Source organism: Paenibacillus sp. JDR-2, from assembly GCF_000023585.1.
Lineage (GTDB): Bacteria > Bacillota > Bacilli > Paenibacillales > Paenibacillaceae > Pristimantibacillus.
Map to the genome: position 1 here is coordinate 583,826 of NC_012914.1, position 12,313 is coordinate 596,138.

14 protein-coding genes are annotated in these 12,313 nt (G+C 53.4%); 10 read left to right on the forward strand and 4 right to left on the reverse strand.

The genetic code is table 11. The annotated features are described in order from the left end of the window. Window positions 1-47 precede the first annotated feature (47 nt). The 10 genes from PJDR2_RS02615 (at window position 48) to PJDR2_RS33050 (ending at window position 9,718) form a co-directional block, all read left to right on the forward strand. On the forward strand, window positions 48-1,823 hold the full coding sequence (locus tag PJDR2_RS02615) for an acyl-CoA dehydrogenase family protein (RefSeq protein ID WP_012772493.1): 1,776 nt from the start codon (window positions 48-50) through the stop codon (window positions 1,821-1,823). Window positions 1,824-1,838: 15 nt separating this feature from the next. Continuing rightward, entirely contained in the window at window positions 1,839-3,803 is a 1,965-nt protein-coding gene (locus PJDR2_RS02620) for a long-chain-fatty-acid--CoA ligase (RefSeq protein WP_012772494.1), read from the forward strand. A gap of 22 nt (window positions 3,804-3,825) precedes the next feature. Then, entirely contained in the window at window positions 3,826-4,257 is a 432-nt protein-coding gene (locus PJDR2_RS02625; protein WP_265525099.1) for a PaaI family thioesterase, read from the forward strand. A gap of 147 nt (window positions 4,258-4,404) precedes the next feature. Continuing rightward, window positions 4,405-4,617 carry a hypothetical protein gene (locus tag PJDR2_RS02630; protein ID WP_012772496.1) on the forward strand — a complete coding sequence of 71 codons (213 nt, stop codon included), beginning with the start codon at window positions 4,405-4,407 and terminating at the stop codon, window positions 4,615-4,617. A gap of 181 nt (window positions 4,618-4,798) precedes the next feature. Next, window positions 4,799-4,987, forward strand: a complete 189-nt coding sequence (locus PJDR2_RS02635; RefSeq protein WP_012772497.1) for a hypothetical protein — start codon at window positions 4,799-4,801, stop codon at window positions 4,985-4,987. A 207-nt stretch (window positions 4,988-5,194) separates the two neighbouring features. After that, a complete protein-coding gene (locus PJDR2_RS02640) occupies window positions 5,195-5,410 on the forward strand; it encodes a lipoprotein (RefSeq protein ID WP_012772498.1) in 216 nt (71 codons plus the stop codon). A 131-nt stretch (window positions 5,411-5,541) separates the two neighbouring features. Then, window positions 5,542-6,282, forward strand: coding sequence for a response regulator transcription factor (locus tag PJDR2_RS02645; RefSeq protein WP_012772499.1), 741 nt, complete (start codon window positions 5,542-5,544; stop codon window positions 6,280-6,282). After that, entirely contained in the window at window positions 6,279-7,328 is a 1,050-nt protein-coding gene (locus PJDR2_RS02650; protein ID WP_012772500.1) for a sensor histidine kinase, read from the forward strand. Before PJDR2_RS02645 ends, PJDR2_RS02650 begins: the two co-directional genes overlap by 4 nt. A gap of 17 nt (window positions 7,329-7,345) precedes the next feature. Then, on the forward strand, window positions 7,346-8,596 hold the full coding sequence (locus tag PJDR2_RS02655) for a molybdopterin-dependent oxidoreductase (protein ID WP_012772501.1): 1,251 nt from the start codon (window positions 7,346-7,348) through the stop codon (window positions 8,594-8,596). Between the two features lie 111 nt (window positions 8,597-8,707). Beyond that, a complete protein-coding gene (locus PJDR2_RS33050; protein WP_012772502.1) occupies window positions 8,708-9,718 on the forward strand; it encodes a collagen-like triple helix repeat-containing protein in 1,011 nt (336 codons plus the stop codon). 60 nt (window positions 9,719-9,778) lie between these two features. Here the strand turns inward: PJDR2_RS33050 and PJDR2_RS02665 are convergent, their stop codons facing one another. The 4 genes from PJDR2_RS02665 to PJDR2_RS02680 all read right to left on the reverse strand — a co-directional run bounded on the left by PJDR2_RS02665 (window position 9,779) and on the right by PJDR2_RS02680 (window position 12,194). Then, a complete protein-coding gene (locus PJDR2_RS02665) occupies window positions 9,779-10,459 on the reverse strand; it encodes a DUF4386 domain-containing protein (RefSeq protein ID WP_012772503.1) in 681 nt (226 codons plus the stop codon). A 17-nt stretch (window positions 10,460-10,476) separates the two neighbouring features. Next, complete coding sequence (locus tag PJDR2_RS02670) at window positions 10,477-10,701, reverse strand: helix-turn-helix transcriptional regulator (protein ID WP_012772504.1); 225 nt, start codon at window positions 10,699-10,701, stop codon at window positions 10,477-10,479. Window position 10,702: 1 nt separating this feature from the next. Next, complete coding sequence (locus PJDR2_RS02675) at window positions 10,703-11,149, reverse strand: hypothetical protein (protein WP_012772505.1); 447 nt, start codon at window positions 11,147-11,149, stop codon at window positions 10,703-10,705. Window positions 11,150-11,330: 181 nt separating this feature from the next. Further along, window positions 11,331-12,194 (reverse strand): hypothetical protein, encoded by an 864-nt coding sequence (locus PJDR2_RS02680; RefSeq protein WP_012772506.1) that lies wholly within the window; start codon window positions 12,192-12,194, stop codon window positions 11,331-11,333. Window positions 12,195-12,313: the final 119 nt, after the last annotated feature.

Sequence of the window (12,313 nt, forward strand, 5' to 3'; positions counted from 1 at the left end):
CGCAAGTGGAGGAAGCAGGAAGGCAAGAGGGAAAGGGGACGTAAAGCATGGGGGAAAACATTCGGTTTGGCGGTCGTTTCGTAATCGAGGATGCTCTGCCGTCCGCGACGGTGACGCCGGAAGACTTCAACGAAGAGCAGAGGATGATGGCGGATGCGGCGCGGCAGTTTGTGGAGGGAGAGATTTTTCCGCTTGATGAGCAGATTGAAGGGCTGGACTATGAGCTGACGGTAAAGCTGATGCGCCAGGCAGGCGAGCTTGGCCTCCTTGGAGCGGATGTGCCCGAAGCCTATGGCGGTCTTGGACTCGATAAAGTAAGCACAACCCTGCTGTCGGAGACGCTTGCCCGCGCCTCCTCTTTCGCGCTGTCCGTTGGCGCGCATACGGGGATCGGCACGCTGCCAATCGTCTTTTTCGGCACAGCCGCCCAGAAGCGCAAATACTTACCGAAGCTTGCCACCGGTGAGCTGATCGCCGCCTATTGCTTAACGGAACCGGCCTCCGGATCGGATGCCTTAGGCGCCAAAACAACGGCAAAGCTGTCGCAGGACGGCAGCCACTATATTCTGAACGGCTCCAAGCTGTACATTACCAACGCGGGCTTTGCGGATGTGTTTATCGTCTACGCGAAGGTGGAGGGGGAAGCGTTCAGCGCGTTTATCGTGGAAAAAGGGATGCCTGGCTTCAGTCTTGGGCCGGAGGAGCACAAGATGGGCATTAAGGGCTCGTCGACGCGCCCGTTATTTTTCGAAGATGTCGCGGTGCCGGTGGAGAACGTGCTTGGCGAGATCGGCCAAGGGCATAAAATCGCGTTTAACATCCTGAACATCGGGCGGTTCAAGCTGGGAGCGGGTTGTCTTGGCGGGTCCAAAGAAACGATCGAGCTAGCTTCCAAATACGCCAACACGCGCAAGCAGTTCGGCCGTGCCATCTCCTCTTACCCGCTCATTGGCGCCAAGCTGGCGGATATGAATATTAGAACCTTCGTGCTGGAATCCATGGTATACCGGACCGCGGGATGGATTGATGCCATGCTGAGTGCGGAGGGGGCCGGAGCGGATGCGCCGGATGCCGGAATGCGGGCGGCGAAAGCGATCAGCGAGTACGCGCTGGAATGCTCGATTAATAAGGTGTTTGCGTCTGAGACGCTGGATTTTGTCGCGGACGAGGGCGTCCAGATTCACGGCGGCTACGGCTATATCAAGGAATACAAGGTGGAGCGCATTTACCGGGATTCGCGGATTAACCGGATTTTCGAAGGGACCAACGAGATTAACCGGATGCTCATTCCGGGAACTTTGCTGAAAAAAGCAATGAAAGGCGAGCTTCCGTTGCTTGAAAAAGCGCAGTCCCTGCAGGCCGAGCTGCTGCAGCCAATGCCGGTTCCGCCGTTTGACGAGCCGCTTAGCCGGGAGGTATACCGCGTATCGCAGGGGAAAAAAGCTTTTCTTGCCGTCGGCGGGCTTGCCGTACAAAAGCTTGGCATGAAGCTTGACCAGGAGCAGGAAGTGCTCTGCTCGCTTTCGGATATCATGATTCAGCTCTTCGCGGCGGAAAGCGCGCTGCTCCGCACGCAAAAGCTTGTTCAAAGCGGTGCGGATGCGGGGAACGCGATTCAAATGACGGAAGTCTTCGTACAGGAGGCGCTGGAGAAGATTGAATCGATTGCGAAGGTTGCTCTGGCGGCGCTGGCGAAGGGAGATGCCTTGCAAATGCAGCTGTCGGTATTGAAGAAGCTGATGCGCGGTCCGCTGGTCGATACGATTGCGGCCAAGCGGGATATTGCCGCACGGGTCATTAGCGGGGAGCAATATATTGTGTAGGAGGGGGAACGCCATATGGATAAGGCAGATCCGGAAAACCCGCTTGTACCCGAGGATCGGCAAAAGCCGCCCAATTCCGCACCTAACGAAACGCCACTATCGCCACGGCAGGAGGAAGCCGCAGCCCCGCAGCTCGTAGAAGCAGAGCCACCGGCGGCGGAGTCAGCGGCTCCGTCCGCGGAGGCCGAGCCAAGCGTAGCAGCTGCCGCGACAGACTCCGCCCCGGACGAAGAGCCGGCTCCCGAGGAAGCCGTTGCTTCCGCGACTTCGGAGGGGCCCGAGGCTCCGGTCGAGATTCCTAAGCCGTGGCTGCGGCACTATCCGCTGGAGATCCCGGCTTCCCTGGATTACCCGAATCATGGCATTCCGCAGTTCCTCATTAATGCCGTGGAGAAATTCCCGGCGAACGAAGCCGTTCATTTTCTGGGCAAATCGCTCACCTATCGCGAGCTGTACGACCATACCTGCCGATTGGCGAACGGTCTAATCTCGCTTGGCGTTAACCGCGGCGACCGAGTGGCGATTATGCTGCCGAACTGTCCGCAGGCGGTAATCTCTTACTACGCCGCTCTAATGATTGGCGCCGTGGTAGTTCAGACCAATCCGCTCTATGTGGAACGGGAGCTGGAGCATCAGTTGAAGGACAGCGGTGCCGCAACCATCATTACCGTCGATCTTTTCTATCAGCGCCTTGCCAACGTACGCGGCGAATTTCCGGAAGCGGGGGCTGTTCCCCAGCTCAAGAATGCGGTTATTACGTCGCTGAAGGACGGACTTCCTTTTCCGAAAAATCTCCTCTACCCGCTCAAGCAGCGCAAAGAAGGCTTCAAAGCGGATATACCTTACGGCCGTCACGGAGTCGTTTCCTATAAGAAGCTTATTTCCTCCAGCTCCAATCTTCCCGTTCTGACCGATATTCACGGCAGCGATCTCGCCCAGCTTCAATATACCGGAGGTACGACCGGAACACCGAAAGGGGTGATGCTGACGCACCGGAATCTGGTGGCCAATACAATGCAGACCTCAGCCTGGTGCTACAGGGTGAAGGATGGTTACGAAAGATTTCTGGCGGCACTGCCGTTATTTCATGTATTTGGTTTAACCGTGTTAATGAATTTTTCTATTATGCGCGCAGGTTCACTGGTGCTTCTGCCGCGTTTTGAGACCGAAACCGTGCTCGATACCATCAGCCGGCAGCAGCCAACGCTGTTCCCGGGCGCGCCAACGATGTATGTGGCTCTGATCAATCATAAGAATTCAGCCAGCACCGATCTTTCCTCGATCGAGGCCTGTATCAGCGGATCGGCGGCGCTGCCGCTTGAGGTGCAGGAGCAGTTCGAGAAAATGACCGGCGGCAAGCTGATCGAAGGCTATGGCCTGACGGAAGCTTCACCGGTAACGCATGCCAATCTGATCTGGGGCAAACGCAAAATCGGCACGATCGGCATGCCTTTTCCCGATACGATAGCCGCGATCTTCAGTCCGGAAGGCAAGCCGCTTCCCGTTCGCGAGGTTGGCGAGCTTGTCATTCGCGGTCCGCAAGTGATGAAGGGATACTGGAACAATCCGGAAGAGAGCGAAATCGTGCTGAGGGGTGGCTGGCTGCATACCGGCGACCTTGGCTATATGGACGAAGACGGCTTTTTTACGATTGTAGACCGGATTAAGGATGTCATTATCGCGGGCGGTTTCAATATTTATCCGCGAGAGGTCGAAGAGGTGCTGTATGAGCATCCCGGCGTAATGGAAGCCTCCGTCCTTGGGGTGAAGGATCCGTACCGCGGCGAGACGGTGAAGGCTTTCGTTGTACTTAAAAAAGGCTCCTACGTATCGGCGGCCCAGCTCGACGTCTGGTGCAGGCAGCGGCTTGCCGCGTTTAAGGTGCCGCATCTGTACGAATTCCGGGAGTCTCTTCCGAAGACGATGATCGGCAAGGTCTTAAGGCGCAAGCTGATGGAGGAGCTGGAGAAGGAGCAATAAACACAAAGAGGCGGTGATGCGCGTGGCGGAGGATTTTGCCGCGGAGCAGGCGGATATTGAGAGGCATTTGGCGAAGCTGGAGGAGCTTGCCAGCGGGACTTTTTGGAGCGAGCTTGGCTGCGAGGTCGTCTTTGCCCATGCGGAAAAAGCGGCGATCCAGCTGCGCGCGGAGCAGCGTCATCTGAATCTGATTGGAATCGTGCATGGCGGTGTATTGATGTCTATGCTGGATAATGCAATGGGGCTGGTCGTGATGATTGCATGCCGGGAAAAGACGGTCACCGCGGGCTTGAACACGCATTTTCTGGAGAGCGCGAAGAGCGGCAATCTGGTATGCGAAGCCGAGATCATGCACCGGATTGGACGGACGATTACCCTGCAGGCAACGGTGAAAGATGAGGAAGGAAGATTGATCGCGTGGGGAAGCGGAACCTATCGGATTGTGTCGCGATAACGAATATTTAGTCAATTTGTCCGAGTTGCTGAGGGGCAGTTGGTTCGATATAATATATCCTATATATGGAAGAAAAATTTATGGGCGATTAAACTGAAACCAAATCAGCTTTCAGCCGATAAATATAAGAGGAGAGGAGGCGGGAGCATGGTCGATGGATGGATTACCGCGGTCGTATTGATATTTGGAATTGCAGTGGCACTAATTGGCGTTTTTGCCTATTTACGAATGTTTAACAGGAACGAAACGCATCATTCATCCATGGACGTTCCGCCTCCGACAATTCCCCCGAAAGCCGCTCCACCAAAGGACGAAGAGCCTCCGGTGAAGCCGCCTCGGGAGAACGAGGGCACAGGTTAAATTAACATTTGTTTATTTTACAATCTTGCCTGAAATGTTATAATAGTAAGAAAAATGCAAACATTGTGACTCATTGACCATGGAGTTGCCTGCACTGGGGGGTAATTTGCGGTGTAATGCCGCATCCGTTCTCGAATCTGTTGTTTAGGACGACCATCCAACGTATAGGGGAGGAGATTTCATGGCGAAGCATAGCCAGAATGAGGTCAAGGAAAGCCTGAAGGAACTCACGAGAATTTTTCAGCCGAAGGATCCGCGCAAGTTCGTAAAGGACTATATCCGGAAGTACAGGATAACGGGCGGATACGAGGATGAATTAACAATTTTAGTGGAAGACGAGATGGGTAAGATCAACTCCTCGGTCAGTTGAGCACATACGAAATGGCTTTGCATCTGTGCGAAACAGGTGCAAAGCCTTTTTTGTGCTGAGAAAGTGCGATGGTGGGCTGTAATTCTTTTGTAAGGATTTGATAATGCTTTTGCAAGAGCTCCGTTCTTCAATGGTTAGCTTTGTCCGGTAAGCTATGAGTTGTGAAGAGCCAGCCGATACTCATAGGCTTAGAAGGAGAGATGAACAATGAAGAAACCTGTTTGGGCAATTGTCGTGCTGGGAATCGTGCTGCTGTTAAGCGCATGCAATGCAGACAATAACAAGGACAAAATGAACAATAAGCCGGCAACGGAGATGGGCGACGACAAATCAATGAACGACGACAAGATGATGAACGACGACAAGTCGATGAGCGACGACAAGATGATGAACGACGATAAGTCGATGGGCGACGGCAAATAAAGTCCGTTGCGCGTAATCCCTCTGCCCGGCGGCAGGGGGATGCTCTTTCTTTTGCCGGGGGGACAGTCGTAACCGATTTAAACAAGCCGTATAATAGAAGCATCAAGAGGTTGTTGGACGGAGGGCAGCGGATGGGCGCAAACATAATAGTAGCCGATGATGAGAGGAATATTACGGATGTGTGCCGGCGGTATTTGGAGCGGGAAGGGCATGAGGTATGGGTCGCGGAAAACGGGGAAGAAGCGATCCGCCTATGGAAAGAACATCGCCCGGACCTGCTGGTGCTGGATTTAATGATGCCGAAGGTTGACGGACTTGAGGTTTGCGACCTTATCCGGCAGACCGACGATACCCCTATTATTATGCTGACGGCCCGAGGCGAGGAGCCGGACCGGCTGCTTGGCCTCACGATGGGCGCTGACGACTACATGACGAAACCTTTCAGTCCAAGAGAGCTTGTGCTTCGAGTCCATAATATTTTGCGGCGAGCGGGCTGGAGAAGCGAAGCATCGCCTGGGGAACGGGATGCGGAAAAACTCTCGGAGGAAGCGTCGGGTCAAGCGATTTATCTCGAGGGCTTGTCGATCTACCCGCAGGAGAGAAGGGTTTCCGTTCTGGAGTCGGATGTGGAGCTAACGGTGAAGGAATTCGATCTGCTGCATCTGCTGGCGATGTATCCCGGCAAGGTGTTCTCTCGCAGCCAGCTGCTTAATCAGGTATGGGATATTGCCTTTGATGGCGATACGACTACGGTGACGGTTCATGTCCGGCGGCTGCGGGAGAAAATCGAACCCAATCCTTCCGATCCGACCTGGATCAAGACGGTGTGGGGGATCGGCTACAAGCTCGATAACAAGGGGAATACGACATGAAGCTCCGATCTTATCTGCTGCTTGCCAATACGATTAGTATCGCGTTTATTATCGTTTTGCTGCTTGTATTCTTTCAATATATGCTCGTTACGCGAGAGCAGTTGATCTGGCTCGGACTTGCTACCGTTGTAGCCGGCATTGTATCGGCCGTCTTGTTCTTCCTGCTTATTCGTCCTCTTGAGGCATCGGTCCGCCGGGTTGGCGAAGGGGCGGGACGGATTGCCGCAGGCGAGCTCGAGGCCAGAGTGGATAGAACGGGCTTGACTGAATTCCGGTTGCTGGCGGATCAGTTCAATCAGATGGGGACGAGTCTCGAACAAAGCTTTCGCCAGGTAAAAGCGGCGGAATCGGCCCAGCGGGAGCTTGTCGCGAACATGGCGCATGATCTGCGGACGCCGCTTGCTTCGATGCAGTCTTATGCGGAAGCGCTGGAGGATGGGGTTATCGAGGATGATGCGACGTATCGCCGTTACTTGGCCACCATCCGCTCCGAGACGGTAAGGCTTAGCGAGCTCATCCAGGATTTATTCGAGCTGTCGACACTGGACAGAAGGACGGACGACCAGGTAGAGAAGGTTCCGGCGGTGCTGGAGGATGTGCTCCTGGAGCTCCACCCGAGATTCTCGATGGGGCTGGATGCCAAGGGGCTTCAGCTTCGGGTCAGGCTGCCGGAGCGATCTTTGCGGGTAAATATGCTGGCAAGACATCTCCAGCGGATTCTTCAGAATCTGATCGAAAACGCCATTCGCTACTCTCCTCATAACGGAATTATCGTCATTGCGGCGGAGGAACGGGAGGATGGCGTGATCCGGGTTTCCGTTACAGATGAAGGGGTTGGCATCGCGGAAGCTGAACGGGAGCGTATCTTCGAGCGGTTTTACCGGACGGACCGTTCCCGCAGCCGCGAAGGCGGCGGAGCGGGAATCGGATTATCGATCGCCAAGCTGCTAGTCGAGCAATACGGTGGGAGAATCGGGGTGGAGCAGGCGGAAGGACAAGGTAGCCGGTTCTGGTTCACGGTTAACGAAGCGCAAGGCAATCTTTAAGCAGAGGAGGAAGGCAAGTGGGCGAGTTACTGAAACGTCTGCGCAAAGGCTTTGGCCGTAAGCTTGCAATTCTACATACTTGGAACGGTTGGATTGTGGTTGTGCTGGCATTGTCCGGGGTCATGCTGGTGATGAATTACTGGCGTGGCGTGCTTGGAGAAGGAAGGGTGTGGCTGAAGGAGCTGCACATCATTGTTGGCTTGCTGTCCCTAGTCCCGGTTGTGTTCTATCTCCTGCTCGCCGCCAAGCACTGGAAGCAGCTGAGGGGGAAGGCATGGCAGAAGTTTAATGTCTTTGTCGTGCTTGGCCTGCTTGTGGGATGGTTCATCTCGGGCGTGCTGCTCTGGCAATTTCGGGCCGTAGGGCCGCGCGTGTCGAACCAGGCACTGACGGTACATGATCTCTTAACCTGGATTGGCCTACCTTATATTATTTATCATTCCATTACGCGGGCCAAATGGCTTAAGGAGCCGAACCGCCGGACGGTACACACCGAGCGCGAAGAGAAGACGGGGGCTGCACCGATTCATCCCGCGGCAAGCCCGCAATCGTATATGTCCCGGCGTTCCTTCGTAAAATGGGCGGTTGGCGGCGGAATCGCCGTCGCGGTTGGGCCGTCTTTTCTGAAATGGACCGTTAATACGCTAGGCGTCAGCATCGGCAGTCCTTCTTACGAGGAGATTGTGACGAGGGATGGCAATCAGCTTGTACCCCTGCCGCAGCCCATGCCTGCATCCGCGCCTCCGCTCGGCGGGGGCGCGAAGGGTGAATTCCGGATCTATTCGGTGACGCCGATCCCGACATTCTCCAATGAGACTTGGTCCTTCACCATAGACGGGTTGGTCGATAAGCCGATGACGTGGAACTGGGAGCAATTCGTGAAGCTGACGCGCAAGGTTCAGGTGAGTGATTTTCACTGCGTGACGGGTTGGTCCGTATACAAGAATACGTGGGAAGGCATCCCGCTGAAGCAGTTCCTGCAGGAGGCCGGGATCAAAACAAACGCAAAAATGGTGAAGTTCTACTCGGGAGACGGCGTATACACCGATGCGCTCACCCTCGAGCAGGCGCAGATGGACGACATTATGGTCGCGATGCTGCATGACGGCAATCTGATTCCAAGCGATCTCGGCGGCCCGGTTCGGCTGATCGTGCCCAAGATGTACGCGTACAAATCAGTGAAATGGCTGAACCGGATCGAGCTGATCGACAAGGATCATATCGGCTATTGGGAAGAGCGCGGCTATGATATTGATGCTTGGGTGTAAAATAGACGCTTTCCTCAGGAACAAACATCGTGCCGTGACAGGTTCCTACCCAATACACTGTTAACCATATACAGATCAAAGATCAGTCATATGGCAGGAGGGATGGAGGCTTTGCCAAGAGCAAAAAGGCTTACCATTGAGGAACGGGTCAACAGGCTGGAGCGCCCTATTACGGCAAGCCGGATTGCGCCAAGAGCAATAACGGCTGCCAAGCTGGCGCGAAATGCAGTGACTTCGGGCAAAATTTCTTCGGATGTTATTCCCGCTTTAATCGCGAATCCGAATTTTAACCGTTCCATTGTGGCTGCTTTGCCGGAAGTGTTAGCAACGCCTGCTTTTGACAGGGTTGTCCGTACGGTGCTTCCGCAAGTGATCGAGCATCCCGTGTTCGATAATGCGATCCGTTCCGTACTGCCGGGACTTGTATCCAGTCCGGCTTTCGTGCAGGCGATACAGGCTGCGAATATCGTAGGAGCTGAGGTAACGCCATCTCCGGATGTTACCGGTTTACAAAGAGAAGCGATACAGCGGGATGTACAAGGAACCCAAGGAGTCCAGGGCGCGCAAGGAGCCCAAGGTGCGCAAGGAGCTCAGGGCGCACAAGGGCTGCAAGGTGTTCAGGGTCCGGTCGGGGCACAAGGAGTAGCTGGAGCGGAGGGACCGCAGGGGGCGCCAGGCGTATCCGGACCTTTAAGCATGACAGCCATCCGCTTCTCGGGCAGCCGGGAACAGATTGATCTGGTGAACAACCAGGCCACGGTAGAGCTGATGTTAACACCGATTGTTCTTCTGGCTGACCAGGTCGTGATGCTGGAGGCTTTTGCGAATGCGAATTTTACGGGAGTGCAGAGCTATTCGGTTAACGGTGTCCTCTCGAGAAACCCGGCAGACGTTATTGCAACTGATAACGAGGCGATAACGCAGCAGGGGAATCAGGCGGATTTCTCCCAAGTATCCGCGACTAGCGCTCTCACCTGGGTAGACAGTCCGGGTCCGGGAACGTATACGTACTCTTTTACCGTAACGGCATCTGCCACCTCCCAACAACAAGTTGTTGGGGGATTGATCAATACGCGGGGCTTAACGGCTACGGTTATTAACACAACGAACGGGACTCTTTAAAAAGTAAAAGGCCGGAATTCCTCGACGGAATCCCGGCCTTTTTGGCGTGCATGCATCTCCTCAGAGTGCCGCTTTATTAAAACCTTTTACAATCAGCCAAACGGCCAGGATCATCTCATTTGCCGCGACCGGCAGGGAGAGGAGACCGCCCCATACCGACAATTGAGAGAATACGCCAAACATTTCGAACAGAGAAGCGCTAAACACGAGTACGGCGCCAGTCATGCCAAGGATCGGAATAAAGCGGGGGACAAGCCCGGATTTGTAGAAAATGTAGCTGTACAGCATTGTATTAATGCCGAGTAAGAAGTTAGGGCCAAGCATAAAGGTCCAGTCATGTACCGCCAGGAACAAGGTTCCGGCAGCTTCATAAGAAGCGGGATCGGGAGCGCCAGCGGAGACATATTGCCGGCTTAAGGTGACGAGGGACAGCATGCCAACTAGGCCAACCGTAATAACGACGGCTTCGAGCAGGCGGAAGCACACATGTCCGAGGGCAATGCTTTCGTTATATTTTTTCAGAAAAGGATACATCGTGACCGCAGTGCCAACGGCAGAAGCAACAAGGATCAGCTCCATCAGGGCTCCGAGGATGATCTGGTCTGCGTGCTCAGAGCCGTTCGTCAGATAATTCGCGTGGTTAAGGATAGGGCCGTAGAACAGAAGCCCCAATACGGATGATACGGCTGCGAGTATAAACAAGGTGCCGGTTACTTTGGGCGTCTTAGTGATGGAAATCATGGATTTCCTCCTCCTATTTATTGGCTCGTATCATCCCCGTAGAAGAAGATCTCTTCGATTGGCAGTCCAAAAGTGTGGGAAATCCGGAAGGCTAGCTCGAGGGACGGGGAGTAGTTGCCTTTTTCCAATGCGACTATCGTTTGTCTCGTTACGCCGACCTTGTCAGCCAATTGCTGCTGCGTCATTTCGTTCAGATTAAACCGTAATTTGCGGATGTGGTTGCCGACAAGATTTTTAACCATGTTAAACTCCTTTCCGGTAGTGGTACAGCTTCGAGATCGAACCGGTAACGTCGGACAGGAACCCGGAGGCGATCAAGATGATGAACATCTGGTTCAGTGGCTGATCGGCAGCAAGAGAGATCATGGCAAGCAGAAAACCAAGAATAAACAGGAAAAAAGAGTTCCGGTGAGCTTTTAACTCAATGAGTTTATCCAGTTCATCGGCAAATGCGGGTTCTTTCTCCCCAGTTGTGATCCGGAAGATGATGTTGAAAATAATGCTGATCACAATATGCGCGATAATAGACACCAGCGTCAGGACTAACACGAAGGAGCCCCAGTAACGGATGCTTTCTTCGAGCGCCATTCCTTCCTCCGGGTACTGCGTGTACTTATACAGGCAGTAGACGGCAAAAATAAGCACGGCGCTAATTAATGTGGTAATGCTTTTCTTCTCCTGGTAGGTCAAGCGTTGTACCTCCTTGAATGGTAAAATAAGTTAAGTTCTATATACAAAATGTAATATAAACTATACTCAATGTCAAGTTAACTATACACGAATGGCAGGCCTATTTTTTTATGAAAAAAGCCCTCCCACACCTGAAGCTTTGCGCGGGAGAGCTTTTGGATAAGGATTTATAAGATTCGGTTTAGTAACGATCCATAATTAATTGCGTTTTTAGCGAGTCCTGGGCGAGGAACCAGCCTTTGTTTTGCAGGTAAGTGACCAGCTCGTCATGCTTGGTTGAAGCGGTTGTTGCGCTGGTTGTTTTGAAGGAAGCCTCAACCACATATTCCGTGCCGGTGCCTGCAGCGTTCTTGATCGGCCATACTTCGATGTACAGCTGCATGCCGCTCCAAGTGCCGATGGAACGTTTGGCGAGCACCGGACCGAAGTAACGGGAGGTTTGCAGTTTGGTTGTACCCCAGTTGTTAGACAGCCAATCATTGAATTTATCCGGCGCGTTGTTGATCATCAGGCTGCGGGCATCGCTGATCGACGGGAGATCCATGCCGCTGTAGCCGGACTTGCTGCCGCTTTTGCTGCGGGTAATGCTGAGCGTTTTCTTTTGGTAACCCCATTCCACTTGGGCTTCGTAGTTTGTATCGCCGGAATTAAAACCGTCGTTGTTCGCTTGCGTCAGCGCCGCGTTAATATCGTTATTGTTAATGGTGTAACGCTTCTTGTAGGATAATTCGAAGTTGTCTTCGCCTTCCGTCTTGCGGATGCGGGTGCTCCAGCCGTTGTTGTAGATGTCTTTCGCGTTGGTATCAAGGAAGGCCACGTTCATCTTCGTTACCGTAGTCGGCATCGAGAAGGCGCTTAATACCGAGCTGGTCAGCTTGAAATCGGGGCCAAGCGTTGTGCTTGGATTCATAAGAAGCTTAACCTCGTAATCCGGAACCATGTTGCTTGCCGCATGAGCCTCGGAAGGGGCGACGCCGGCTTCGGTAACGAGCGCAGAACCAAGTGCGATAATAACAGCTGCCGTACCGATGAAACGTTTGAACATAAATTCATCTCCTTTGATAAAATGTTGGAATAATGATTCCGAAGAAGATAATATCTATGAATTATTCGCGCATGATTATGCTTGTATGCAATATTTGTAAATGGAGATTCTAAGGGTTA